Raw genomic sequence first — 26,855 nt, forward strand, 5'->3', positions numbered from 1 at the left:
TAAAGGCAATATTTTTGAGAGGATGTAGAATGATAGGCAGGCTTTTACGATTTTTTTTCTTTTGCGCCATCGCGGCATTGATTGTGAACCGTCTGTTCAGCCGCAAACAAAAGCGCACCATTCGGGAAATCGCCAAAATCAGCGCGTGGGTATTACTGGGCGCGGCGACGGCTACGCTGTTTTGGTATTTGATGATGCTGTTTTTCAAGCATATTCCCAATTCTTATTGAAATAAAATATAAAAGGCCGTCTGAAAACCTTAATCCAGCGTTTTCAGACGGCCTTTTGATATTCAAACTTAAAACAATTCTTCCGGAATCTTGCAAACCGGAATCGGATTGACTTTGTGCTGCATGGCTTTGTGCAATCGTGTATAGATTGCCAAAACTTCGCGCTGTCTGCCCTCAAAATCTTCTGGCTTGTGGCTGCCGTACACGCTCATCGCCCATTCGAGTTCGGGATAAGATGCGCCCATTTGCTCTTCATCGGTACGCTCGGTATCCCAAAGGCCGTCTGTCGGTACAGCTTTTTGAATGTCTTCCGATACGTCCAACTCGGCTGCCAACGCGTACACTTGAGTTTTGGTCAAATCGGCAATCGGGCTGATGTCCACGCCGCCGTCGCCGTATTTGGTGAAAAAACCGACGCCGAAATCTTCAATTTTGTTGCCTGTCCCCGCCACCAGCAAACCATGCAACTGGCCGTAATAATAAAGCGTCGTCATGCGCAGGCGGCTGCGTGCATTGGCCAGTGCCAGCTGTTTGTTAGGAAATTCAGTTTCGCTGACGTCAACGGTATCGGCAAACGTATCGAACGCCGGGGTCAAATCAACGCTTTGCGCTTTTACATTGGGATAACGCTGTTTCAGACGGCCCATGTGTTCTTGTGCGCGGTTGACTTGGTCAGACTTCTGACGAATCGGCATTTCCAACAACAAAACCGACAAACCGGTTTGCGCGGCAAGTGTGGAAACCACGGCAGAATCGATGCCGCCGGATACGCCGACGACAAAACCTTTAGCACGCGCCTGCTCGGCGTAATCTTTGAGCCATTGAACGATATGGCGGATGATGGCTTGGGTTTGCATGGGGATAAATGTTCGCTTCAAATAAAACGAATGATAGCCTGATTTGCACTTGTCTGAAAGACGACAGGGTATAATGCCCTTTTTATTTCTTGCACGCACACCATGTCCAAACCCATCCTTCTGCGCTGGCTCGCCGTCTGCCTGATTCCGCTCGCCACTCTTTTGTGGTTTGCCCTCAACCCGCCCGAAGACAAAACGCAACACCTCATCAACGGCATCATCCTTGCCTGCGAAGCCACGTTCCTATTCAAATTCGTCCTCTTTGACGTCATCAAACACCACCTCAAACAAGAGCCTGAATTGAAACGGCAAAGCATTTGGATGTTTATCCCGATTGTTTTGCTGATTGTTTATTTGTTCCACTATTTCGGCGCATTCTGATGTTTTCAGACGGCCTTGGGCATATTTTTCCATGAACACCAACCCACCTTATACCTGCTGGATTTTTTGCAACGTCATCGACAACTTCGGCGACATCGGCGTTTCATGGCGGCTGGCACGTGTTTTGCAACGCGAACTCGGCTGGCAAGTGCATTTGTGGACAGACGATTTCCCATCCCTTCAGGCACTCTGCCCTGATTTGGCCTCGATTCCCAATATCCATCAAGGCATCGGCATTCACGCTTGGCAAGCTGATCATGCCGAAGATACCGATACAGCCCCTACCCCCGACATCGTCATCGAAACCTTCGCCTGCGAACTGCCCGACAATGTTCAAACCATCATTCGCCGACACCGACCACTTTGGCTTAACTGGGAATACCTCAGCGCGGAAGACAGCAACGAGAGGCTGCACTTAATGCCCTCGCCCCAAGCCGGCGGCATACAGAAATACTTTTGGTTTATGGGTTTCAGCGAAAAAAGCGGCGGCCTGCTGCGCGAACTCGATTACGCCGAATCTGCCGGCTTTGATACAGAAGCCTTACGCCGACAACTCAAACTTCCTGCAAAAAATGCGCCCGAATGGCTGCTTTTCGGCTATCAAAGCGATATTTGGGCAAAATGGCTGACCATGTGGCAACAGGCCAACCAACCTATTACCCTGCTGCTTGCAGGTACACAAATCATCGCCAGCCTGAAAAACAGCGGCCTAGTGCCACAAAACGCCCTGCTTGAAGACGGCGATATGTATCAGAGCGAACACGTTACCCTGATCAAAATCCCTTTTGTCCCCCAACAGGATTTCGATAAACTGCTCAACCTTGCCGACGGCGCCGTCATACGCGGCGAAGACAGCTTTGTTCGCGCCCAGCTCGCCGGAAAACCTTTCTTTTGGCACATCTATCCGCAAGAAGAAAATATCCATCTCGACAAACTACACGCGTTTTGGAACAAAGCACATCAGGTTTATCCGGATGTTGTCGCCACGGCACACCGCCGCCTTTCCGACGAACTCAACAACGGAGAAGCACTCAGCGACAGCCAGCGCCTGCAAGCATGGCAAACCCTGACGGCACACCAAAACGAATGGCGCCAAAGCGCGGCAAAATGGCGGGACGGACTTTTTGCCCAAAAAAGTGCCGTCGAAAAACTTGCCGCCTTTATTTCAAAGCACAAAAAAATACGCTAAAATAGCGCGTTTTATTACAACCGATTTGATTGGAAAACTACAATGAAAACAGCACAAGAACTGCGCGCCGGCAACGTATTTATGGTTGGCAACGACCCTATGGTTGTTCAAAAAACCGAATACATCAAAGGCGGTCGCTCTTCCGCCAAAGTCAGCATGAAACTGAAAAACCTGCTGACCGGTGCCGCTTCTGAAAGCATTTACAAAGCCGACGACAAATTCGACGTCGTAATCTTGGCCCGCAAAAACTGTACTTACAGCTACTTTGCCGACCCAATGTACGTCTTCATGGACGAAGAATTCAACCAATACGAAATCGAAGCCGACAACATCGGCGACGCGTTGAAATTCATCGTTGACGGCATGGAAGACGTATGCGAAGTAACTTTCTACGAAGGCAACCCAATCTCCGTAGAATTGCCTACCATCATCGTTCGCGAAGTTGAATACACCGAGCCTGCCGTTAAAGGCGATACCTCCGGTAAAGTAATGAAAACCGCACGTCTGGTTGGCGGCACTGAAATCCAAGTGATGTCTTACATCGAAAACGGCGACAAAGTCGAAATCGATACCCGTACCGGCGAATTCCGCAAACGTGCTTAATCAGCCCGTAACACAAAAAGGCCGTCTGAATATTCAGACGGCCTTTTTATCAATCTGCCTTATTGTTTCTTCAAGCCCTTGGCTTCGACAGTCGCAATCGTACCGTCAATGCCTTTGTTCTTAATCAGCTCGCCAAATTGGTTACGGTATACCGTTACCAAGCTGGTACCGTCCACGCGGATGTTGTAAATCTTATACGCACCGCCACTTTGGTAAAGCTGGTAGGCCACTTCATACTTGGTACCTTTTTTGGTCTGAATTTCCGAGAAAACGTCAAACTTATTGCCGTTTGCCGTCATCTTTGGCAACAGGCGCACATTTGCATCCGCCGCACCAATCAGTGCAGAATGCGAGTACATCGCAATCACCATATCTTTGAATGCACGGATAAAATCGGTTTTCTGCTTGGCAGAAAATTCACGCCATGGCGCACCAACCGCCAAAGCCGAAATACGCTCATAATCCAGATAACGGTTGGCATACTGCTCAACCTGTTTCACACGTTGCGCTTCTGTCAAAGAAGTATTGCGTGCAATTTTCAACACAGCATCAATGTTCTGCTGCATCTGTTTTTGCGCAGGATGCGTTTCCGCTGCCACATAAGGCGCGGCAATTACCATTGGTGCTGCCACAATCAAAGTCTGAAGAAAACGGTTCATGACGATATCCATCCAAAATAAAACCGCATTTTAAAAACAATCTATTCCAAAAAACTTAATTCTTTGTAAAAGCTGACATGAGCAATGAAAAATCCTGCAATCAAATTTCAGACGGCCTGATAAAAATAAGATAACATGTGAACACTATTTTAAAAGGAAAAAGCCATGCCCTACGTCAACATCAAAGTAACCGGCGGCAGCGAAGCCCCGAGTGCAGAGCAAAAAGCCGAATTAATCCGCGGAGTAACCGAATTACTCTCAAGCGTTCTCAATAAAAATCCCGAGACGACCGTCGTCGTCATCGACGAAATCGAGACGGACAACTGGGGCATAGGCGGCAAAAGCGTGACGGTTCGCCGTTCCGAAGCGCGCAATAAGTAAGCTTTGACCGTCTGAAGCCCTTTTAATTTACCCACAAAAAGAGTACATTTATCCCATTGTTAACAATTTTACGGAACACACATCATGGAGAAATTCCCCAAATCATCCAAACTGGACCACGTTTGCTACGACATCCGCGGCCCGGTTCACAAAAAAGCCCTGCAACTGGAAGAAGAAGGCAACAAAATCCTCAAGCTCAATATCGGCAATCCGGCTCCGTTCGGCTTTGAAGCACCTGATGAAATCTTGGTTGACGTCATCCGCAATCTGCCGACTTCTCAAGGCTATTGCGACTCCAAAGGCCTTTATTCCGCACGCAAAGCCATCGTCCACTACTACCAAACCAAAGGACTGCTCGACGTTACCGTCAACGACGTTTACATCGGCAACGGCGTCTCCGAATTGATTACCATGTCCATGCAGGCGCTGCTCAACGACGGCGACGAAATCCTGATTCCTGCACCGGACTATCCTTTGTGGACCGCCGCCGCAACACTGGCAGGCGGTACCGTCCGCCATTATCTATGCGACGAAGAAAACAACTGGTTCCCCAACCTGGCCGACATGGAAGCAAAAATTACACCTAAAACCAAAGCCATTGTCGTCATCAACCCCAACAACCCTACCGGCGCGGTGTACAGCAAAGAAATCCTGCTCGAAATCGCCGAACTGGCGCGTAAACACGGCCTGATTATTTTTGCCGACGAAATTTACGACAAAATTCTTTATGACGGTGCCGTACACCATCATATTGCCGCCCTTGCTCCCGACTTGCTGACCATTACGTTTAACGGCCTTTCCAAAGCCTACCGCGTAGCCGGTTTCCGTCAAGGCTGGATGGTTCTCAACGGTCCGAAACATCATGCCAAGGGCTATATCGAAGGCCTCGATATGCTCTCCTCTATGCGCCTTTGTGCCACCACACCCATGCAACACGCCATTCAGACGGCCTTAGGCGGATACCAAAGCATCAACGAATTCCTCCTTCCCGGCGGCCGCCTGCTCGAGCAACGCAACAAAGCATGGGAACTGGTCAACCAGATTCCGGGCATATCCTGCGTCAAACCCATGGGCGCATTGTATATGTTCCCCAAAATCGATACCGAAATGTACAGCATCCACGACGACATGAAATTCATCTACGACTTACTCGTGCGTGAAAAAGTCCTGTTCGTCCAAGGCACAGGCTTCAACTGGATACGCCCCGACCACTTCCGTATCGTTACCCTGCCTCCCGTTCATCAAATCGAAGAAGCCATGGGCAAACTCGAACGCTTCCTGCAAAACTACCGTCAATAAACCTAAACAAAGAGGCCGTCTGAAAAAGCAAACCGCTGTTCAGACGGCCTTTTCAATCAATCGGCAACTTGGCAAAGCACGCTGACATGCGTATAATTGACTTTTCCTATCTGGGGGCGATCTTGGTTTCGACGGGGGTTGCAAAGCAGATGCGGGCATACCGGGGTCTCAGATTTCCCGTTAAACACTGAATTTAAATAGTCGCAAACGACGAAACTTACGCACTGGCCGCTTAAGGCCTGCCGTTGCAGCAGTTGGTCAATGGGCTGTGTAGCGCAAGCTACCGCAACGTCATTCTACATTGACTGGTTTTCTGTCGGGTTACTTGGCAGGAAACGAGATTTAAGGTAACTGGTTCTCTGAAGGCCTGTTGGTCGGCATGATGGGGACGAGATTCTAAATAGACACAACTAAGTATGTAGAACGCTCTGTAGAGGACTTTCGGACGGGGGTTCGATTCCCCCCGCCTCCACCAGATTTAAAGCGCAAACTTTTGATTTAAAAAGGTTTGCGCTTTTTTATAAACTTAAACAGGCCGTCTGAAACTTTTAAGACGGCCTGTTTTTGTCTCAAATATCTGAGTGAAAAACTTTTTCTTTCGATACATTGCCAATAGTACTTTGCTTTAAAAAATTTCAGCCTTACATTTTTCTATCTGATTTCATATTCATTTTACGATGCGGCCTAACCGTTACACTCAATGGCAGATGATCTGACAAATGTTGCCAGTCTTTACTGTTGTGAATTTCAGAATCGATGACATCAAGATTGCGCGTGTAAATGCGGTCGAGGCTTAGGATGGGCAGGCGCGAAGGGAAGGTTTTGGGGCGTTTGCCTGTATTATCGACAAATACTTCGTTCAAATCTAATGCACTGCCCAGCTCACGCGCTGATTTCTGCCGCCAGTCATTAAAATCGCCGGCAATAATCAAAGGGCTTTCCGGACGAATGTACCGGCCAACGTAGTCGCTGATGGCTCGGTATTGTTTGAGGCGGTCTGGCTCGCGCAGATTGAGGTGGACGCACAGACACACCAGCGGATCTTCCCAACCTTCGGGCACGACCTCGCAATGCAACAGGCCGCGTTGTTCGAGTTTATTGACGCTGATGTTGAGGTTGTTTTCCGTTTTCAGCGGCAAGCGGCTGAGAATGGCGTTGCCGTGGTGTCGTTTGGGATACACGGCATTTTTACCATAGCTGCGATGATAATCGAGGCTGTCGCCGATGATGTCGTAATGCGGCGCATCGGGGAAGTCGGTACGGCGGCTTCTGTTGAGATGTTGTCCTTGGACTTCTTGTAAAAACAAAACGTCCGAACCCAATGTACCCAGCGCGTCAGCCATACGGTTGACCTGCACTTTGCGGTTGAGCGCAGACATGCCTTTGTGCATATTGTAGGAAGTAATGGTAACTGGACGGGGAGACATGATGTGTAATGAAGCGGTTTATTTGTTTCAGTATAGCACCGGAGCGTGTGGTTTTACGGAAATTTTGGTTATACTTGTTTAAAGAATAAAACGGCGTTTTGACAGGGAATTTCCCAATCAAAACGCCTTCTGTTTTTCAGACGGCCTTGCGTCCGAATCAGTTGTTGATTACTTCAACATTGGTTTCAAAAGTAACGGCGTGCTGATATTTAGATGCAGTTTTACGTTTCGGATAAGGATATTTGGAAACGCTTTTCACTGCGCGTTCGTCCATTTCAGGATTGCCGCTGGATTGAATGATATTCACGCGGTCAACATTGCCGGCAGGAGTTGTGAAGACATCCATCAAAACGGTTTTAACGCTGCCATTTTGCGCTTTCATGGCTTCCAAGGTTTCGGTATCGGCTGCTTCTGCGGTACCGAATACAGCGGCAAACAACAGGGCTGAGGCGAGGAGTTTAGTCGTTTTCATGTTTTAGTCCTTATTAGGGTTGTGGTTAGATTAAATATTTCAGACGGCCTGATTCGTCGTTATTTGAAATTCAAAATCGGCCAACCTTTTGCTTTGGCTTCTTTTTCCAGCTCTGCATCCGGATTGACGGCGACAGGTTCGTTCACGATACGCAGCAACGGCAAATCGTTTTTGGAGTCGCTGTAAAAATAAACCTTACCGTAGCTTTCAAAGGTCTCGCCTCGCTCGGCAAGCCATTGGTTCAATCGGGTAATTTTGCCTTCTTTCAGGCTGGGCGTACCGACATAGTTGCCGGTATATCGGCCGTCTTCGCCGGTTTCAAGCTGTGTACCGATAATGTTGTGAATACCGAAAAGATGACAGATCGGGGTAATGATGAACTCGTTGGTCGAAGAAATAACCAACATTTCATCGCCCGCCATTTGATGGCTTTGCACCAACATACGCTGCATCGGAGAAATGTGCGGAACAATATATTCGGCCATAAACTCGCGATGAAACTCAGCCAATTCTTCCTTGCTGAAACGGGCTAAAGGTGCGAGATGGAATTTGAGGAAGGCATCGATATCAAGACAACCGTTTTGATAGTCTTGGTAGAACTTTTCATTTTGCGCCTCGGTTTCAGCCGCATCGACTATGCCTTTTTTAATCAGGTATTGCGGCCAAGAGTGATCCGAATCGGTATTGATTAAGGTATTGTCGAGGTCGAAAATGGCAAGGTTTTTCATTGGGTTTCCTGTTGTTTTAAAAGCTGGCGCAAAAGCGGCAAAGTAATGCGCTTGCCCATCATAACGGCGTAGTTGTCGAGGGTATCGAGCATTTGCATCAGGCTGTCCATATCGCGCCGCCAATGGTTCAGCAGGTATTCGAAAATTTCCGGATCGATGGTTACCTGACGGGCAGCCGCCATGCTGACGAGCGCATCGATTTTTTCCCGGTCGGTCAACGGTTTGACTTCGTAAACCAAGCAATACGCCATGCGTGTGCGCAGGTCTTCGCGGATAACGAGTTGCTGCGGCGTATATTCGGAACTCAAAAGCAAAAAGCCTTTGCCGCTGTTGCGGAAGCGGTTGAATATGGCAAACAGTAAAGCCTGTTCTTCATTATTAAGCTTTTCGATTTGGTCAATGGCAAGATATTCCGCATCCAATGCGGCTTCTGTCAGCGGCGTGGCGGCGGCATCAATATAGAGGGCATTTCGTCCGGCATCGAGCGCCTGTGCGACCCATGCCTGCAAGAGATGGCTTTTGCCTGCGCCCTCTTCGCCCCAAACATAGATAAATTGCCCATGTTTGTGCTGCAACACATACACCAGCTCGGCATTTTCTGTTCCCAGAAATTTGTCGAAGCCTGGATAATCATGGCTGGCAAAATCGAAGATGAGCTGGTTCACAAAGGCGCACCGGTTAGGTTGAAATCGGCTTTATTTTACGTTGTTTTGCCGTCCACCATCAAGGATAAAGGCCGTCTGAAGCCTATACCTGCAACATATCTGCACTTCTAAACATATCTTGATGCGCTTACGGCATTGGTTTTATTCCGCTTTGGTTTTACAATGTCGAACTTCTCGCCGAAACATTTGTCTGTTCTTTTTCAGACGGCCTTTTTATTTGGGAACCCTAGTGATTTCTACCATTATCGATTTCATCCTCCATATCGACCAACACCTTGTCCACCTTTCCGACCAATACGGCCCGTGGATTTACGCGATTTTGTTTATTGTGATTTTCTGCGAAACCGGTTTGGTCGTAACGCCATTTTTACCCGGTGACTCGCTGCTGTTTGCCGCCGGCGGTATTGCGGCCATCGGCGGTATGAACATCCACGTCATGGTATTGCTGCTCTTAGCGGCCGCCATTTTAGGCGATGCGGCCAATTTCATGATCGGCAAGTATTTTGGACAAAAACTGTTTGCCAATCCTGATTCCAAAATTTTCCGCCGTTCGTATTTGGAAAAAACCCATGCGTTCTATGAAAAACACGGAGGCAAAACCATCATCATTGCCCGCTTTGTGCCGATTGTGCGGACGTTTGCACCATTTGTCGCAGGCATGGGCGATATGCACTACGGCACGTTTATCCGTTACAACATTATCGGCGCGGTGTTGTGGGTATTGTCGTTTTCCTATGCAGGCTACTTCTTCGCCAATATCCCCGTCGTCAAAAACAATTTGGGCTTAGTCATGGCGGCAATCATCGTAATTTCGATTTTACCTGCGGTAGTCGAAGTCATCCGTGCCAAACTTAACGCCAAAAAATAACAATCAATCGAAAAGTTTGAAAGTTTAAACACATCAAGGAATTGTCATGCCGTTGCTGTCTATTGAGTTTGCGGTATTCTTTATCGCATTTTTGCCGTTGTACTGGGCATTTGCACGTTTGCCGCAAGTTCAAAACGTTTTACTTTTGGTTGCAGGACTGGGCTGGCTTTACCGTATCGACCCTATTTTTGCCGCGCTGATTTTGGTTTACTCGTCTGTGGTTTACCTGGTCAGCGTGCTGATGTTTTCTGAAAACGAGAATATCCGCAAATTTTGGCTGGGTTGCGGTATTTCGGCAGCATTGACTGTTTTGTGTTTCTTCAAATATTTCGACTTTTTCCGCCCGATTATTCAGCAATATACGGGGCAAAGCGCCGTCATCGACATCCTTTTGCCTTTGGGTTTGTCTTATTACACTTTCCAATCGCTGGCTTACTTGGTGTATTGCTACCGCGAGCCTAAGGGAGACCGTTTTGAATGGCACGAGCTCCTACTGCATTTGAGCTTCTTCCCCACCATCACATCCGGCCCGATTATCCGTGCAGCCGCTTTTAAAAGCATAGACGGCGAACAAGCGGGCGCATTGACGCAAATCCGCACCAAACAGGCGCGCCAGCTGATTTATCCAGCGTTGGCGGTCGGCCTGATTGTGTTGGGCGTTGCAAAAAAATGGTGGCTTGCCGGCGTATTGGCGGAAGGCTGGGTATCGCCTGTTTTTGAAAATCCGGCCCAATTCGACGGCTGGGGCGTGTTGTCTGCGATTTATGGCTACACCTTCCAACTCTTTTTCGACTTTTCCGGTTACTCGGATTTGGTCATCGGCTTGGCCATGCTGCTCGGCTTCCAACTGCCGAAAAACTTTGCCGCGCCGCTTCGCGCCATCAACATCCGCGACTTCTGGGACAGATGGCACATCAGCCTGTCCACTTGGATTCGCGACTATATCTATATTCCTTTGGGCGGCAGCAAAAAAGGCTTCGGTCGCACCCAGCTCAATCTGATGATTGCCATGTTGCTTTCCGGCATTTGGCATGGCTACGGCTGGAGCTTTTTGATTTGGGGTGCGCTGCACGGTGCGGCGTTGGTGTTCCTTAACTGCGGCGATAAAATCGTCGGCCGCAATGCCTTAGGCCGTCTGAAAATCGGCAAACCGCTTGCCTGGCTGTTTACCTTCCATTTCGTTTGTTTCGCTTTTGTCGTCTTCAACAGCGCAACGCTTGCCGATACGGAAATGCTGTTCAGCGCCTTATTTGCCAATGATAAAGGTTGGAACGCGCCTCTGCCGACCGACCTCATGTTGCTGGGTGCATTTGCGATGATGCTTTTGCTATACCCGTATTTACTCCGCTTATTTGAAGCATCGATAAAAGGCTTGGACAAACTGCCTGCATGGCTGTGGTTTATCCCCATCACGCTTATCCTCGCACTGATTATCGTCTTCGCCCCGTCCGGCATTCCCGGCTTTATTTATGCCAACTTCTAAGGAGCAAAACATGAAACGCTTTATCTCCCTGTTTGTTTCGATTCTGCTCAGTGCGGTTGCGCTGACGTGGTTTGCCCAAAACTCCATCAATGCCTATTGGCAGCAGACCTATCATGAAAACAGTCCGCTTGAGCCTTTATCCGAATATGCTTGGTGGCGTATCGGTGCGGATTGGCAACAAAAAGCCTACGAATTTTCAGACGGCCTGAAAGCCTCGCTGGAAACAGAAGACGCTTTAGCTTCGGAAGACTCTGGCATTGAAACAACAAGGCTGTCTGAAAATACGGAAAACATTGAAGTATCGGACAATCAAAAAGACTCTGCTGCTTCCGATGCGGCTAACAATACGGATACCGCCGCCAGCGAGCCAAGCAATCAGGCTGATCAGTCGGCAACGCAGGTCGTGTTGAAAAAAGGCAATAAAGTTTTCTTTGCCGGCGACTCGCTGATGCAGGGCGTTGCACCTTTCGTACAAAAGCACCTCAAGCAAGAATATGGCGTACAATCGGTCAACCTCAGCAAACAAAGCACCGGTTTGTCCTACCCCAACTTCTTCGACTGGCCGAAAACCATCGAACAAACTTTGCAAAAAGAACCCGACATCCGCGTTTTGGTTGTATTCTTAGGCCCTAACGACCCTTGGGATTTCCCGATGGGTAAAAAATACCTGAAGTTCGCCTCCCCCGAATGGGAGGCAGAATACCTCAACCGCGTCCGCCGTATTCTTGATGCAGCCTCCACACATGATGTCCAAGTCATTTGGCTGGGCATTCCTTACATGAAAAAAGCCAAGCTCAACGAACAGATGCGCTACCTCGACAAAATCCTGTCGGGTACGGTGTCGCCTCAAGCCATTTGGCTGCCGACCGACAAACTGTTGAGCAATGGCGCAGAAGAATATGCCGACTCTGTCAAAGTAGATGGAAAAATCATCCGTTACCGCAGTAAGGACGGCATTCACTTTTCCGCAGAAGGCCAAAAGCTATTGGCCGGAAAAATTATGGAAAAAATTAATTTTACACACGATACACAACCATGAAATTTAATAAAACCTTACTCCTTACGCTTCTCGCACTCCCTATTACCGCCTGCGCCTCCAATGACGGCCTGTTAAGCAACTACGACTCCAACCGCCCTGCCTGGCTGAACAAACTCCAACAGCTCAACAATGCTTCAGACGGCAAGTTTCGTATTATCCAAGTCGGCGACTCCCACACCGCCGGCGACTATTTCACCGACCGCCTGCGTCGCCGTTTGCAACAACAATGGGGTAACGGCGGCATCGGTTGGGTTTATCCCAACACCGTCAAGGGCCAGCGTATGGCTACCGTCCGTTACAACGGCAGCGGTTGGAACACCATAAGCAGCCGCAAATCACACAGCGATTTTTCTTTCGGCGGTATTGAAGCACGCGCCGATGGCGGCAGCGTTACCTTAAGCGCAGCCGACGGCAACATGGATATGCAACAAATCTCCATTTTCGGCAAACCGGTTTGGTCCGAGCAAACCCTGACCGTCAACGGCCGCGAAATCCCTGCCACACAAAACGGTTGGCAACTGATGCATACCAATGCTTCCCTACCGATGACCCTCAGCAGCAGCATGCCTTGGCAAATCGGTTTCATTAATATCGAACGCCCCGGACGCGGCGTAACTGTTTCCGCCATGGGCATCAACGGCGCACAGTTATCCCAATGGTCAAAATGGCGGCCGGGCATGTGGGAAGATTTGGCACAAACCAAAGCCGATTTAATCATCCTTGCCTACGGTACCAATGAAGCCTTTTCCGGCAACCTCGATATTTCCTCTACCGAGCGGACATGGCGCAATTACATCCGTCAAATCAAAAACACCCTGCCTAACGCAGGTATCCTGATCCTTGGCGCTCCGGAATCTTTGAAAACCGCCTACGGCAGCTGCGGCAACCGCCCTGTCTTGCTCAGCGAAGTACAACAAATGCAGCAACGTGTTGCCCGTGACGAAAAAATCATGTTCTGGTCTTGGCAGGATGCGATGGGCGGCGCATGCAGCATGAAAAACTGGATGGCTCAAGGCTTGGCAGCCAAAGACGGCGTTCACTTCTCTGCACAAGGTTATGAAACTGCAGCCGATAAGCTTGCCGACAGCCTGATCCGCTTTGCCCAATAAATTGGCAAAAGCCTAAGTGCTTTTCATTAACAGTACACAAAAGGCCGTCTGAAATTAATATTTCAGACGGCCTTTTATTTATCGCTTATTCAGCAAACTGCTTAATTTTTAAGCCAACATATTGCTGCTCATTCGTTGAGTTTGGTTTTCCGTAAAACGAACCAACCTTGCCTGCTTGTCAAAGCCTAATGGCTTGGCGACAAGACGGTTGGGCAATTTGTTTAAATGATGATTGTAGCTTCCGGCTCTACGGTTGTAAGCGCGGCGTGCCGATGCGACTTCTGCTTCTGCAGCATCCAGCATTTCCATCAAACCGGCCAATTTCTCATCAGGATGTTGTTTCAAAAGGCTGTTGACGGCGGTTTGTAATTTTTTCAGCGCATGATTCAATGCTGTTTCAGCTTCGCACAGATGTTTGATTTTGGATTCGGAAAATGTTTTGGCAGTTTGCGCCAATGCGGTTTCAACTTCGGCACACATCTGCTGAACGTTTTGATCCGATGCAATGCCCTGTTTTTGCAGGTGTTTGCTGTATGCATCCAATACATGACGGACAGCCTGATGGCGGCAGTCAAGCGCGATGCGCAAAGAGACAAAAGATTCGCGACAGTCTTTTTTACGGTCTTTCAACTGTTGTTTGAAATACAATAAGATGGCGGCGATTGATACGAAGATAAGTCCAAGACTAATAATGCCCATAGTGAGTTCCCTAATTATGATGCCACTCATATCGGTGGCTGATTTTATTAACATCGATTATAATCCAATTTCAATATTTTTCCCAATTTTCATAAAAAGGCCGTCTGAAATTCAGACGGCCTGAAATTTATATTTTTATTTCAATGCTTTGACTTGATGTCGATAACCCACACTTCTGATTGCGAACCCAAACGAAGGGGAATGCCCCAGAAGCCGTAGCCCGAAGTGGTGAAGAAATGGCCGTTGCCGATCGCCTCATAACCGTAAGCAAGACGATAAAGCGTACGGACAATAAGGTTGGCAGGGGCAACTTGGCCGTTGTGGACATGGCCGGAAACCTGCACATCTATCGGCAGCCGGGCATGGGTTTCGATTGAAGTAGGACGGTGATCCATCAATAAAACCGGTAATTGGGTATTTTGACCTTCCAAAAGCTGCTCCACACTAGGACGCTTGCGATCCAAATCATCGCTCCGCCCTACCAGCAACACACCATTCACTTCCAAAACCTGATTGGCCAAAACCGTCAAACCTGCCGCTTCCAATTCATACTTGATACGCTTCTGATCGCGGAACCAGTCATGATTGCCCAAAGTGGCATAAACGCCCATCGGCGCAGCCAGCTTCTGCAAATGCGGTTTCATGTTTTCTTTCAAGTACGCATCGACGGTATCGTCCATCAAATCGCCCGGCAGCAACACCATATCGACTTGTTCCTGCTTCATAATGTCCGTCAGCTTGTCCAATTGACGTGCGCCGAACAAAATCCCCAAATGCAAATCACTGGCCACGCCGATACGCAGCAGCTTATCCATTTTCTTATTGATGAATACGGTTTGATGGCGGACCACGGGCGTATAGGCGTTATACATCCCCAAACCGAGCAAACCGGCCACAAACAAAGGCGCAAACAGCCGCAGGCTTCGAGAAAGCGGTTGGCGTGCCACAAAACGGCGCAGCAAAAGATACAGGATAAATGTCACCAACGCGGCATACATCACAAACAGCAAGATTACCATCCAAAACGCCACCACGCGGAACATCATATGCCCCAACTCCAGCAGCAAGCCGACCAACAAGCCGTTTGTAATGAAATAGGAAATACCCATCAGCCAACGCCTGCCGACTTTGCCAATCCAAGGCGCAAACAGCCATTGCAGCGAACGCCCAAGCCCGAATGTAAACACTTGCAACAGAATGACGCTCACAAAAAACATCTTGCCAAACATGCCTTTCCGCCCTAAAAAATCAAAAGGCAGATTTTAGGCCGTCTGAAACTTTCAGTGTATAATCCCTCGCGTAAAAACCCATAATATTTTGAAAGGAATCATCATGAGCCAACCTCAATCAGCTATTATTCCTGATCACGCACAAGCCGGTATTTTTATCGAAGCAGACATTTCAGACGGCCGCAACGAAGACATCAAATCTGCCTGCCGCCTTTCTTTGGAATCCTTGGCCAAACTGAAAACCCGTTTTCCGAATGATATTTTGGGTTTGACCATTGCCTTCGGCAGCCGCGCATGGCAATCGTTCGGCCATACTGACGAAGGCAGCGAAATCAAACCTTTCCCAGAATTGGGCAACGGCCTCGCCCCTTCCACCCAACACGATCTCTATATCCACATTCAAGCCACCGAGCAAAAAGCCGCCTATGCCTTGGCACAATCCGTATTAAGCGCATTCGGCGACAGCATCCGCGTAGCCACTGAAGAACACGGTCTGCGCCTGTATGAAGACCGCGGCTTGGATGGTTTTGTCGATGGTACGGAAAATCCGCAGGGCGATGACAATGTGCGCAATGTCGCCATTATTCCCGAAGGCAAGCCCGATGCTGGCGGCAGCTATGTTTTGCTGCAAAAATACCTGCACGATTTGAAAAAATGGGATGCCGTTCCTACTGCCGAACAAGAAGCCAGCGTGGGCCGCAGCAAAGAAACCAATGATGAATTCAGCGAAGATGTACGCCTGCCCGACTCCCATCTCGGCCGCGTCAATGTCAAAGAAAACGGCGTTGGCTTGAAAATTGTCCGCCGTAGCCTACCCTTCGGCAAACTCAGCGGCGAACATGGTTTGATGTTCACTTCCTATTGCAACACGCTGCACAATATTGAAGTTCAACTGCTCAATATGTTCGGCGATGCAGACGGCAAAACCGACTTACTGCTGAAATATTTGTCTAAAGCCGTATCAGGTGCTTACTACTACGCGCCTTCTGTCGAGCGTTTGCAAAATCTTTAACGGCTCACAGGCCGTCTGAAAAAACCTGCCTTTTCAAAGGCAGGTTTTTGTTATTCAAATCCCATTAATATTTTTATGGTATTATCATAGAAATTTATCCTATCATTGCTTAATAAACCCAGATTACAGACAACGATAAAAACCAATACGCCCAAGCAGCTATTTTCGATAAAATAAACCCAATTATTATCCCTATAAAATTACGACACCATGTATAAATCCCGCCTTCTTCCCCTGCCCGTATTGATTCTCTCCGCGCTGAACGCCTATGCGGCCAATACGCCGAATCCGCTCGATCAAATCGATAAAAACGTACCCAACCAATTCGACAAAGACTTCCGCGACAACCTTGATCAGATCCATTCGGTTGAAATCCAAAAACGCGAGCAGTCGGCATGGGATTTACAGAAAAAACAAGATAACGACGCGGTTAAACAAGAGAGGCCGTCTGAAAACAATACCGAATGCTTGGATTACACGGGTATTGAGCTTTCCGGCATTACACTCATCGATTCCAAAAAGATTGAAGCCAAGCTCCCCAAATGCGTCAATCAAAACAGCATCAACCAACTGAACCGGGACATCGTTGCCGAGTATATCGCTCAAGGCTATCCGCATACGCAAATCAAATTTGAAACCACGCCCGAGCGTGTTTTGAAATTGGCCGTCATCGAAGGCAAAATCCGTGAGATTACCGGCGGCTCCCGTACAGTTAACGTCGACACCCTCTTCCCCAATCATCAAGGCAAACCGCTGAACATCCAATACCTCGACCAAGGTATCGAACAGGCAAACCATGTTGTCGGCAACAACGTCAGCATCGATGTTTATCCGCATGATGACGGCACCGCCTCCATCCAACTCAACAACGATGCCGAAAAACATTGGGGCGGCAGCATTACCATCGATAATAAAGGCAGCAAACCCAATACCACGACACTGCGCGGCAGCCTGAATATCGGCAGCCCGTTGGGATTGAGCGACTCCCTTTATCTAAACGGCTACACCAATCTAAACAACCACGACAGCCATTACAGTCGAGGCGGCAGCCTGTTCTACCAAGTTCCTTATGGCGCATGGACATTCAGCACTTACGCTGCCGCGTCGCAATCGCAAAGCATCCTAACGCCCAGCGTAACGCGCTACGCCTACCGCTCCCAATCCAAAGCGGCAGGAATCAAAGCAGACCGTGTATTCTCACGCAGTCAAAAACACATTGCCTCCGCCTATGCCGGCATCGATTATGTGAAACAGACTGCAAAATTTGCCGACAGCAAACTGGAATTGCAAAGCCCTGAAATCTATTCGGCACAAGTCGGCCTGTCGCATACAGCCATCCTGCCAAACGGCATTTGGCTCAACAATATCGGCGTAGAACAAGGGTTTGCGAAAAATACCGAACATACGCCGTTCGACAAGCGCTATACCTCTGTATCCTTGCAAAGCAATTTGATTCAAAACCGTCCATTGGGTAAATGGATCGTGCGCAACCATCACCAAATCGATGCCCAATATAGCCCGCATGATTTGTTTGCCACCAAAGAAATGGACATCGTCGGTTATCAAAATGTACGCGGTTTCCGTTCGACTTCTGTGAGCGCAAACAGCGCAGTCCTGTTGAGCAATACCGTTTATTTCCGCCGCAATACGCCCCACGGTATCTATATCGAGCCTTATCTGGGTGCAGACATCGGCGTTGCCAAAAACAATAACGAAGGTTCGCAACGCACCATGGGTGTGGTTGCAGGTTTGAATTTGGGCAAGGCGGACAAATGGCAATTTTCTGCCGACTATGGCAAAGGTTTTGCGCGCATACCCAACCAATCAAACAGCGAAATACAGGATCATGTGACTGTTTCTTTGCGCATTCCATTTTAAAGTTATGTAAATATATATCCTTTTATCCAATATATAAACCGCCCATCTTAACATTATTAATTTTTCATTAATATCAATAAGATGGGTAGTTTATATTTGCATTTGAAATAGTGCACACAAGGCCTTACTGGTGGTATGATTGTAAAAAATTTTATAACAATGTTAATACATTCAAAATTTCCTCAGCAGAAATCCCATACCCGATATGGGATTTCTGATTCAATCTCCATCACGATAAATAAGGATTAAAATCCATGAAAATCGACACTTTATATCAGCCTAAGCTCTCAGCTTCCGGCAAAGTAACTGTCGCCGTGTGCTTTGCATTCCTGGGAAATGCAGCGGTAGCGGCCAACATCGAAGCCATCGGCCAAACTTCGGTACAGCAGCAGCACAATGTTGACATCGTCAACATTGCCGCACCGACGGCCCAAGGTCTTTCTCACAACCAATATAACAAGTACAACGTTTCCCAACACGGCGCCGTTTTGAATAACGCCCTGTCTGCCGGTAAATCCCAACTGGCCGGAAACCTGTCTGCCAACAAAAACTTCCAAGGTCAGGCCGCATCTGTGATCTTGAACGAAGTGGTCAGCAAAAACCCTTCTCTGATCTTAGGTCAGCAAGAGATCTTCGGTATTGCCGCAGACTATGTTTTGGCAAACCCTAACGGCATTACCCACAACGGCGGCAGCATCCTGAATGCCAACCGCGCATCCTTGGTTGTCGGTACGCCAACCGTTTCAGACGGCGCGTTGAAATCTTTCAATATCAGCGACAATGGCAAACAATTGCAAGTAAACGGCAATTTGAGCGGCAACCGCGTAGTTGACCTGCTCGCGCCGCAAGTTGTAGTCGGCAAATCAGCCAACGTTAATGCCGCCGATGCCATCAACGTTTCTTCAGGCAAAAGCAACTTCGACTACAAAACCGCACAAATCGAAGCATTGGACGCTGCTTCAAATGCGCCGGTGCTTGACGGTCATATCTTCGGCAGTATGCGCGCCGGTACCATCCGCATCCACGCGACCGACAAACGCGCCAAACAAAACATTCAAAATGCCGCCATTACCGGCACCCGCTACCTGAATATCGACAGCAAAGGCAACCTGAGCATCCAGTCTGCCAATCTGACCGGCGCACAAATGGAATTGTTTGCCCGCGATACCGATATCAAAGGCACGGTTACCAGCCATTCTGCCAACAAATCTTCCAGCGGCAAAGAGGCAAAAAATGTTCAGCACTTCCGTTCGGACCGCAACAAAACGGAAACCTTTACCGCCAGCAATATCAATGCATCCGAGTCATTGACTTTGAACAACAGCGGCAGCCTCAACCTGATCGCTGCCAACATCAATGCCGGCGCGCTGACTGCTTCTGCTACAGGCAATATCAATTCTAACGCGGTAAAAACAACCAACCGTACAGAATCCGACCACACTCAAAGCAAAGGCCTTTGGTACAACAACAACCTGAGCTCCTCTACTGACGAAAGCCTGCATCAAACCAAAATCAATGCCGGTTCTGTCAATATTGCCACCACCGGCAAAGTCCAATTGGACGCGACCGAACTGAACTCGGCTGCTGATGCTCGCATTGCCGCCCAACAAGGCATCGTATTGAGCAGCAACAGCGAAACCGACAGCAGCTCGACTTATGTCAGCTTCAAAAATGAAACTGCCGCCCTGAAAACCGGTATCGCTACAAAATCTTCCAAAAACTCTACCGCCCATCAAACCAAAATCTCCGCAGCCGGTGATATCGGTTTGATTTCCGAAGGCGATTTGAGCACTTACGGCGCAAGCATTGCGGCAAACGGCAATGTCGTTACCGATGTCAACAACATCAACTTGGGTACTCAAACCACCATCAATACCAAAAGCCTCGATGACCAGAAAAAATACTGGGGCGGCCTGTTCGGCGGTGAAAGCCAAGTTCAAAATAACCGTACAGAAAACCTGCACGGCAGCAGCATTACTGCCAACTCAAACGTAGTCTTGGGTGCAAAAAACGGCGTCAACGTTTACGGCAGTACCGTTGAAGGCCAAGCCGGTACATTCGTCAGCTCCAAAGCAGGCAACGTTGATATTAAAAACGCCACCAGCACCGACACCTCCGCACAAAGCGCGCGTAAAGGTACGATTTTCAATATCACGACCTCTAAAACCAGCAGCAACAGCAGCATTGAAAAAGTAACCGGTTCTACCTTGGTTTCCAATGCCGACCTGACCGTTGTTTCCAACAAAGACATCAATGTGATCGGTTCTGCATTGTTTGCGGCACAAAAACTGCAACTGTCTTCCGCAGGCGATTTGACCATTGATGCTGCCAAAGCAGTAGAAAACAAACAGGTCAACGAGTATTCCATTAAAGGCTACTCTGGTATCGAAACCAATAAAGAAAACGGCAGCGTGACTGCCAAAGCCGGTATCAAATTCACCGATACCCACACCGACACCCACTCTGTCGGCCTGAACGGCAGCATTTTGACCGGTAAAAACACCCAGTTGTCTTCCAACTCAAACGTTACCGTCAGCGGCAGCCAAATCAACGGCGAAGAATCCGTCAACATTTCCGCAGCCAATGACGTCAATATTGTTGCATCCAAAGGCAGCAACACTGTGACCGAATCCGGCCGCGTAACCGATTTGGGCGTATCTGCTACTGCATACGAAAAAAATAACGTTGCAGGCATCGGCTTGTCTGTCGGCATTACCAGCACCAAAACAGATGCAACCACCGTAACGAATACATCCCATGTATCCAACATCAACACCGGTGGCAACACTACCATCACTGCAAACGGCAATATTAATCAAGAAGGTACCGTGATTAATGCGACCGGCAATGTGGTTGAGTCTGCCAAAAACGTTACCCATGCAGCGGCACACAGCGGTGCAAAATCCGATGTGAAACAAAACGGCGGCGGTTTGGTCGTTTCTGTTGGCATCAGCACCAACAAAGGCATCGGCGGTGAAATCACTGCACAAGGTCAAGGCAACTCTTCGACCCACAATGAATCCACTGCAACCGTAACCACCATCAACGCAGGCAATGCCATCGTTTTGGCAAATGACAAAGTGTCTGATGAAGGTACAAAATACGATGTTACCGGTGCGATCAACATTGATGCAGGTTCATACCACAACACTGCCGCCCACAACACCAGCAACAGCAGCAGCAAACAAGGCGGCGCTTCTTTGACTATCGGCGCATACACCAAAGACGGTTCAAACGTAGATGTGAATGCCAACCTGAACGTCAACTACGCTGATGAAAACAAAAAAGAATCTACCGCCGTCAAAGGCAATATGAATGCGACCAATGTTGTCATCAACGCCAAAGACTCTGCTGAAATCGCATCCAACATTACTGCCAACAACAACGTCAACATTACCGCAGGCAACGGCGTAACCTTCACCGAGTCAGCCAATACTGCCTCCAACCAAGGTACAGCCGTTAATGTCGGTATCGGCGCTGGTGCGACAATCAATGTTGAAACCGGTGTTGCCGTTCCTCACGTCAATGGCTCTGTCGGCGTCAACAAAACCGATAACGCTTCTTCTACCGCCGCAGGCGCAAATGTAGCGGCCGGCAACGATATTAAAATCAATGCCAACAACGGCGACGTCAACCTGCACGGTACCAACTTGGTATCCAACAACTCCGTTGAATTAGAAGGCAACAAAGTCAATACTTCCGGCGCGATCAGCAGCGTTAACGAAAAAAATCTGACCGTCAATGTCAACGGCAGCTACGCTTCAGGCAAACCAAACGGCGGCATCAACGCCAAAGGTAAAAACGACGCCAACGTGACCAATACGGCAAACGTCATCCAAAGCGACAATGTCGTTATTACTACCGGCTCTCCAACCGGTTTGAGCGTCAACAATACGGCCATCAACGGTAATAATGTTGTGCACTACTATGACAACACTAAAGCTTCTGCGGCGAACCGTTATACCTATCGTCCCCGCCAACCAAGCTACGCCAAACGCCGTTTGCGTTACTAAGATGCGCTATTGAAGTCATTTGAATAGCCATTAAGACATGCCGTCTGAAAACAGTAAGTTTTCAGACGGCATTTTTATCATCGATGCAAAACCACACACTATCTCTGTTATGATAATGCCTCGCTAATACTATTCCGTTCCAACCATGTCTTCCGCCCTTCCTTTTGACGCGCTCACCCTTTCCATCGACGGCACCAACCTCATCGAAGCCTCCGCCGGTACGGGTAAAACCTACGGCATTGCCGCGCTCTTTACCCGACTGATTGTTTTAGAAAAAAAGACATCGAGAAAATTCTGGTCGTTACCTTTACCAAAGCGGCGACGGCAGAACTGAAAACCCGTTTGCGCGCGCGTTTGGACGAAGTGTTGCAGGTTTTGAACGAAATCCAAACCTTGGGCGGTGAGCCGGAACATATTTCAGACGGCCTGAACAAATATTACGAAAAAGAGAAAAAATCTCCCGATGACTTTCTCAATCGTTTGATTCCTTTGGCTTTAGGTGAGCAAGACGGACAAGAAAGCTGCCATCGCCTGATTCTGCGCCTCAAAGCCGCGCTGAGTCAGTTTGATAACGCATCGATTTACACCATCCACGGCTTCTGTCAGCGTGTCTTGCGCGATTACGCGTTTTTGTGCGGCGCGCCTTTGGATGTCGAGCTGTCGGACGACTCTCGCGAGAGGCTGCTGATTCCTGCGCAGGACTTTTGGCGGCAGAAAGTGGCAACCGATGCCACATTGGCACAATTGGTTTTTGACCGGAAATGCACGCCTGAAGAAATGCTTGCCGAAATCAAAAGCTATACCGGCCGCCCCTATCTGAAATTCAGACGGCCTGAAGGCAATTTGGAAGAAGCCCAAGCCAACCTTCAAGAAACATGGCAAAAAGTTTGCGGCCAGTTGGAAGACTTGAAAAAAGCATTTTGGGCAATCTTTCCCAAACTTAACGGCCAAACCTACAAAAGAAATACCTTTGAAAATGTTTTTACCGATTTAAAAACAAACGCCGAATCCAACCGTTTTCCCCGCCTGAGCAAACAAACGCTAGGGAAATTAAGCCTCTTCAGTATCGACACGCTCACCAGCAAACTGAAAAAAGAATATAAAGCAGATGCCGATGCGCCGGAAATTATTCAGCTGCAAGCCTTGTCCAATCTCGGTCGTGATTTACAAGCAATGGAAAGCGCGGAAGAAGCGGTCTTCATCTGCCTGCAACTCGACCTCCTTTCCTACATCAACCAATCCATTGCCGAACAAAAAAAATCACGCCGCGAGCGCGTGTTTGACGATTTGCTGCTGGATGTCCATCAGGCATTGACCACCAATGAACACGGCAACGCATTGGCAAAAGCGGCGGCGGCAAACTGGGAAATCGCGCTGATTGACGAATTCCAAGATACCGACCCGTTGCAATACGAAATTTTCCGCCAAATTTTTATCGAACAAGGCTGCCCGCTGTTTCTCGTTGGCGACCCCAAACAGGCGATTTACAGCTTTCGCGGTGCGGACATTTACGCCTATCTGCAAGCCGCGCAAGATGCGGACAGACATTACACCCTTGCCGTCAACTACCGCAGCCATGCCAAGCTGATTAACGGCATCAGCGCCTTGTTCAAACAAAAAAAACATCCCTTCGTGTTGGAAAACATCGATTACAGCGATGTCTCCGCCAGCCGTGCCGAAAGCCGGCTGTCGCCACACCGCCCCGCCATCCAAGTGCGCTGGCTCAATACGGACGATCAAACCGGCAAAGAGATTTTGCGCGGCCGTGCCGCCGAATATTGTGCCGATGAAATTGCCTTTGCGCTCAATGAAGCAGCCGAAGGCCGTCTGAACTTCAAAGGCCGCGCTTTAGAATCCGGCGATATTGCCGTCTTGGTGCGCACCAATAACGAAGCGGCAATGATTGCCAGTAAACTGAAACAGCGCCGTATCCAAAGCGTGTTACTGTCGCGCCAGTCCGTTTTCGATTCCGCCGAGGCCGACTCACTGTCCGCGCTGATCGGCTTTTGGCTCAACCCAAGGCAAACCGACTGGCTGCGCTTTGTCTTGACCGGCGTTTTGTTCGGCTATACCGCTAAAGAAATTTACGAACTCAACCACAACGAACACCAGCTGCTGAAATGGCTGGAGTCATCTGCCGAGGCCATGGAAAAATGGCGGAAAGGCGGCATTTTTGCCGCCATGCAGCAGTTTGCCACCCTACATGACATTGAAACACGCCTGCTCAAAGGCGGCAACGAACGCAGCCTGACCAACTACTACCAAATTCTGGAGCTTTTGGCCGAAGAAGACAGCCAAAGCCGCAACCCTGCCGCCCTGCATAAATGGTTAAACGAGCAAATCAGCCGTGCGCGCAGCGGCCATTTCCCGTCAGACGCACAAACCATCCGTCTTGAAAGTGACGAAAAACTGGTCAAAATCGTTACCATGCATGCGTCGAAAGGTTTGCAATATCCTTTGGTGTACTGCCCCTTCGCATGGGATACCAAAGACAATTCCAAAGAAAACTGGAAAATCCTGCATACTGAAAACCACGAAACCGAGCTGCTGGCCAAATCGCAAACCTCGGAAGCAGAACTAAGCCATCTTGCCGACGAAAAGACGGCAGAAGATTTGCGTCTGCTCTATGTCGCCCTTACCCGCGCCGAAGAACAGCTCAACATCTACGCCGCCGCCAACAAAAGCTGTACGCCCAACAATCCTTTTGCCTATCTGCTCGAAGGTTTGCCAGATGCCGACCGCGAAAGCGTCAGCCAAAGCTATAAAAGCGCGACAGATGTTGTGGAAATGCTCAAAACCAACTGGCAGCGCTTTATCACAAACGCGCCCGAAAATACGGAGTTTGCCTTCACGGAAGAAGCCCCACCGGAAACCGTCTACCAATACAGCCGTCAGCAAGACCAAGCTTTTAGCGCTCATAGCATTAAACGCCGCGATTTTGACTTTATCCGCCACACCAGCTTTACCGGTTTGAGCCGGCACACCAAGTCAAGCGACGAACAACACGAGCCTTTGCAACCTGCTATCGATCCGGCAGAAAGCGCAGATCGTGCCACGCCGTCTGAAAACCTGCCGTCCCCACTTTCAGACGGCCTCGATATCCACCATTTTCCCCGCGGCACCAATGCCGGCGTATGTTTGCATGAAATGTTGGAAAAACTCGACTTCGCCGCCTCTGCCGAGAGCCAATCCGAAATGATTGCCGAAGTTTTGCAACGCCACAGCTTTGAAGGCAAATGGCTGCCGACGGTAAGCACCATGCTCGACACCTGCCGCCTGACTCCTTTAATCGGCGAGAGCCTGTCGCAGATTCCGCCGACCCGACGCCTGCCCGAAATGGGGTTCACCCTGTACATGGACGATTTCAAACTGGACGACTTGCGCCGTTGGTTTGCTTCAAGCGAAGCAAACCTGCCGCCCGAATGCGTCCAAGCCGCGCAACTGCTTGATTTCCATGATTTGCAAGGCTATTTGAACGGCTTTATCGATATGGTTTGCCAAGATTCAGACGGCAATGTCATTTTAATCGACTACAAATCCAACCATTTGGGCAACGATGCAAGCGCGTACACGCAACAGGCGATGAACGAAGCCGTAGCGCATCATCACTACTACCTGCAAGCCCTGATCTACGCCGTTGCCATTGCGCGCTACTATGCCCTGCGCGGCAAGCCGTTGCCCAAAATCGCCATCCGCTACCTATTCCTGCGCGGCATGGACGGCTCGGATCAAGGCATTTGGAAATGGGACATCGATACCGCCCTGCTTTCCACTTTCGTTGAACGAAAAACAAATTCTTGATAAATCATTTTGTTAAACCGTCAAAAAGGCCGTCTGAAACGTTTTCAGACGGCCTTTGATTATTTGTGCAAACCGCATTCCTTACTGTCTTTACTTTCCCACCACCATCGCCCGGCGCGGATATTTTCGCCCAGCTTGACCGGACGCGTGCAGGGTTCGCACCCAATACTGGGATAGCCCTGATGATACAGCGCATTGAGCGGTACTCGGTGCTCGTGCGCATATGCCCAAACATCCTGCTCTTCCCAATCGAAAATAGGATTGAATTTGGCAATGTTGCGACCCGTATCCAGCTCTTCAAAATTCAATTCGCTGCGCGTTTCGGACTGGCTGCGGCGTTGTCCGGTCAGCCACGCAGGCGCGTTGTGCAAAGCGCGGTTGAGCGGTTCAATTTTGCGGATATGGCAACAACGGCGGCGTAACTCGACGCTGTCGTACATCGCGGCCGTGCCAAACTCCGCTTCAAATTCGGCAGCGGTTTGTCGGTTGGGATAAAACACTTCCAATTTGGTTTGATAACGCGCATTGGTTTCGGCAATCAGCGCGGCGGTTTCAGGATTGAGTTTGCCCGTATTGAGCGTGATGATGCGGATGGGCAGTTTCAGACGGCACACGACATCGGTAATGACCATATCCTCAACCGCAAGGCTGGATGCGAACACGGCTTGCGGATAGCGTGCGGCAATGTCTTGCAAACGACGCTCCAAAGCGGCCGCCAATTCAGGCAGGCGGCGGCATTCGGCATCGCTGATTTCGGGGATTTTCCAGAATTGTGGGCGGAATAAAGACATGGCTGGTTGTTCCTAATAATTTTCAGACGGCCTGTTTAAACG

22 protein-coding genes, 1 other RNA gene and 1 pseudogene are annotated in these 26,855 nt (G+C 49.1%); 15 read left to right on the plus strand and 9 right to left on the minus strand.

Annotated elements, in window-relative coordinates; translation table 11 throughout:
- Positions 1–29 precede the first annotated feature (29 nt).
- Positions 30–230 (plus strand): protein MIGRI, encoded by a 201-nt coding sequence (locus KCG54_RS06900; protein WP_070587794.1) that lies wholly within the window; start codon positions 30–32, stop codon positions 228–230.
- A 68-nt stretch (positions 231–298) separates the two neighbouring features.
- Here KCG54_RS06900 and nadE read toward each other — a convergent pair whose 3' ends face one another.
- On the minus strand, positions 299–1,087 hold the full coding sequence (gene nadE, locus KCG54_RS06905) for an NAD(+) synthase (protein ID WP_003747146.1): 789 nt from the start codon (positions 1,085–1,087) through the stop codon (positions 299–301).
- A 102-nt stretch (positions 1,088–1,189) separates the two neighbouring features.
- Between nadE and KCG54_RS06910 the strand changes: the two genes are divergently transcribed.
- Genes KCG54_RS06910 through efp form a run of 3 tightly spaced genes read left to right on the plus strand, consistent with a single transcriptional unit; the run spans position 1,190 to position 3,260 of the window.
- Entirely contained in the window at positions 1,190–1,468 is a 279-nt protein-coding gene (locus KCG54_RS06910; RefSeq protein WP_003747149.1) for a hypothetical protein, read from the plus strand.
- 31 nt (positions 1,469–1,499) lie between these two features.
- Positions 1,500–2,657 carry an elongation factor P maturation arginine rhamnosyltransferase EarP gene (earP, locus tag KCG54_RS06915; protein WP_254323779.1) on the plus strand — a complete coding sequence of 386 codons (1,158 nt, stop codon included), beginning with the start codon at positions 1,500–1,502 and terminating at the stop codon, positions 2,655–2,657.
- Between the two features lie 42 nt (positions 2,658–2,699).
- Positions 2,700–3,260 (plus strand): elongation factor P, encoded by a 561-nt coding sequence (gene efp, locus KCG54_RS06920; protein WP_070608205.1) that lies wholly within the window; start codon positions 2,700–2,702, stop codon positions 3,258–3,260.
- A gap of 59 nt (positions 3,261–3,319) precedes the next feature.
- On the opposite strand, the gene KCG54_RS06925 is transcribed toward efp, so the two are convergent.
- The gene (locus tag KCG54_RS06925; protein WP_254323780.1) at positions 3,320–3,919 is read right to left on the minus strand and encodes an MlaC/ttg2D family ABC transporter substrate-binding protein; all 600 of its coding nucleotides are present in this window, start codon (positions 3,917–3,919) and stop codon (positions 3,320–3,322) included.
- A gap of 165 nt (positions 3,920–4,084) precedes the next feature.
- Between KCG54_RS06925 and KCG54_RS06930 the strand changes: the two genes are divergently transcribed.
- The 3 genes from KCG54_RS06930 (at position 4,085) to ssrA (ending at position 6,074) form a co-directional block, all read left to right on the plus strand.
- Positions 4,085–4,300, plus strand: coding sequence for a tautomerase family protein (locus KCG54_RS06930; protein ID WP_254323781.1), 216 nt, complete (start codon positions 4,085–4,087; stop codon positions 4,298–4,300).
- 84 nt (positions 4,301–4,384) lie between these two features.
- Complete coding sequence (locus KCG54_RS06935; RefSeq protein ID WP_254323782.1) at positions 4,385–5,599, plus strand: pyridoxal phosphate-dependent aminotransferase; 1,215 nt, start codon at positions 4,385–4,387, stop codon at positions 5,597–5,599.
- 112 nt (positions 5,600–5,711) lie between these two features.
- Positions 5,712–6,074, plus strand: a transfer-messenger RNA (tmRNA) gene (ssrA, locus tag KCG54_RS06940).
- A 166-nt stretch (positions 6,075–6,240) separates the two neighbouring features.
- On the opposite strand, the gene KCG54_RS06945 is transcribed toward ssrA, so the two are convergent.
- The 4 genes from KCG54_RS06945 to hda form a co-directional block, all read right to left on the minus strand.
- Positions 6,241–7,026: an endonuclease/exonuclease/phosphatase family protein gene (locus KCG54_RS06945; protein WP_254323783.1), complete on the minus strand. Its 786-nt coding sequence runs from the start codon at positions 7,024–7,026 to the stop codon at positions 6,241–6,243.
- A gap of 157 nt (positions 7,027–7,183) precedes the next feature.
- Positions 7,184–7,498: a TonB family protein gene (locus KCG54_RS06950; protein WP_254323784.1), complete on the minus strand. Its 315-nt coding sequence runs from the start codon at positions 7,496–7,498 to the stop codon at positions 7,184–7,186.
- Positions 7,499–7,557: 59 nt separating this feature from the next.
- Entirely contained in the window at positions 7,558–8,226 is a 669-nt protein-coding gene (locus tag KCG54_RS06955) for an HAD family hydrolase (protein WP_254323785.1), read from the minus strand.
- On the minus strand, positions 8,223–8,891 hold the full coding sequence (gene hda / locus KCG54_RS06960; protein WP_003682428.1) for a DnaA regulatory inactivator Hda: 669 nt from the start codon (positions 8,889–8,891) through the stop codon (positions 8,223–8,225). Before hda ends, KCG54_RS06955 begins: the two co-directional genes overlap by 4 nt.
- Before the next feature lie 229 nt (positions 8,892–9,120).
- Between hda and KCG54_RS06965 the strand changes: the two genes are divergently transcribed.
- The 4 genes from KCG54_RS06965 to KCG54_RS06980 are packed head-to-tail and all read left to right on the plus strand — an operon-like array spanning position 9,121 to position 13,390.
- Positions 9,121–9,759, plus strand: coding sequence for a DedA family protein (locus KCG54_RS06965; protein ID WP_254323786.1), 639 nt, complete (start codon positions 9,121–9,123; stop codon positions 9,757–9,759).
- A gap of 46 nt (positions 9,760–9,805) precedes the next feature.
- On the plus strand, positions 9,806–11,242 hold the full coding sequence (locus tag KCG54_RS06970; protein WP_254323787.1) for an MBOAT family O-acyltransferase: 1,437 nt from the start codon (positions 9,806–9,808) through the stop codon (positions 11,240–11,242).
- Between the two features lie 10 nt (positions 11,243–11,252).
- A complete protein-coding gene (patB, locus tag KCG54_RS06975; protein ID WP_254323788.1) occupies positions 11,253–12,281 on the plus strand; it encodes a peptidoglycan O-acetyltransferase PatB in 1,029 nt (342 codons plus the stop codon).
- Complete coding sequence (locus KCG54_RS06980; protein WP_254323789.1) at positions 12,278–13,390, plus strand: SGNH/GDSL hydrolase family protein; 1,113 nt, start codon at positions 12,278–12,280, stop codon at positions 13,388–13,390. The genes patB and KCG54_RS06980 overlap by 4 nt, the downstream gene beginning before the upstream one ends.
- Before the next feature lie 108 nt (positions 13,391–13,498).
- Here the strand turns inward: KCG54_RS06980 and KCG54_RS06985 are convergent, their stop codons facing one another.
- Both KCG54_RS06985 and KCG54_RS06990 read right to left on the minus strand, forming a co-directional pair.
- Positions 13,499–14,089, minus strand: coding sequence for a LemA family protein (locus tag KCG54_RS06985; RefSeq protein ID WP_254323790.1), 591 nt, complete (start codon positions 14,087–14,089; stop codon positions 13,499–13,501).
- 140 nt (positions 14,090–14,229) lie between these two features.
- Positions 14,230–15,318, minus strand: coding sequence for a metallophosphoesterase (locus tag KCG54_RS06990; RefSeq protein ID WP_254323791.1), 1,089 nt, complete (start codon positions 15,316–15,318; stop codon positions 14,230–14,232).
- Positions 15,319–15,421: 103 nt separating this feature from the next.
- Here KCG54_RS06990 and KCG54_RS06995 point away from each other — a divergent pair, with 103 nt between their 5' ends.
- The 4 genes and pseudogenes from KCG54_RS06995 to recB all read left to right on the plus strand — a co-directional run bounded on the left by KCG54_RS06995 (position 15,422) and on the right by recB (position 26,022).
- On the plus strand, positions 15,422–16,330 hold the full coding sequence (locus tag KCG54_RS06995) for a Dyp-type peroxidase (RefSeq protein ID WP_254323792.1): 909 nt from the start codon (positions 15,422–15,424) through the stop codon (positions 16,328–16,330).
- Between the two features lie 210 nt (positions 16,331–16,540).
- Positions 16,541–18,208 carry a ShlB/FhaC/HecB family hemolysin secretion/activation protein gene (locus tag KCG54_RS07000; protein ID WP_254323793.1) on the plus strand — a complete coding sequence of 556 codons (1,668 nt, stop codon included), beginning with the start codon at positions 16,541–16,543 and terminating at the stop codon, positions 18,206–18,208.
- Positions 18,209–18,462: 254 nt separating this feature from the next.
- Positions 18,463–22,221, plus strand: a complete 3,759-nt coding sequence (locus tag KCG54_RS07005; RefSeq protein WP_254323794.1) for a hemagglutinin repeat-containing protein — start codon at positions 18,463–18,465, stop codon at positions 22,219–22,221.
- 145 nt (positions 22,222–22,366) lie between these two features.
- Positions 22,367–26,022: pseudogene (gene recB / locus KCG54_RS07010) on the plus strand (exodeoxyribonuclease V subunit beta).
- 59 nt (positions 26,023–26,081) lie between these two features.
- On the opposite strand, the gene KCG54_RS07015 reads toward recB, so the two are convergent.
- Positions 26,082–26,813: a phosphoadenylyl-sulfate reductase gene (locus KCG54_RS07015; RefSeq protein ID WP_107791918.1), complete on the minus strand. Its 732-nt coding sequence runs from the start codon at positions 26,811–26,813 to the stop codon at positions 26,082–26,084.
- Positions 26,814–26,855: the final 42 nt, after the last annotated feature.

Origin of the sequence: Neisseria subflava (genome assembly GCF_024205705.1) — a bacterium.
Lineage (GTDB): Bacteria > Pseudomonadota > Gammaproteobacteria > Burkholderiales > Neisseriaceae > Neisseria > Neisseria subflava_D.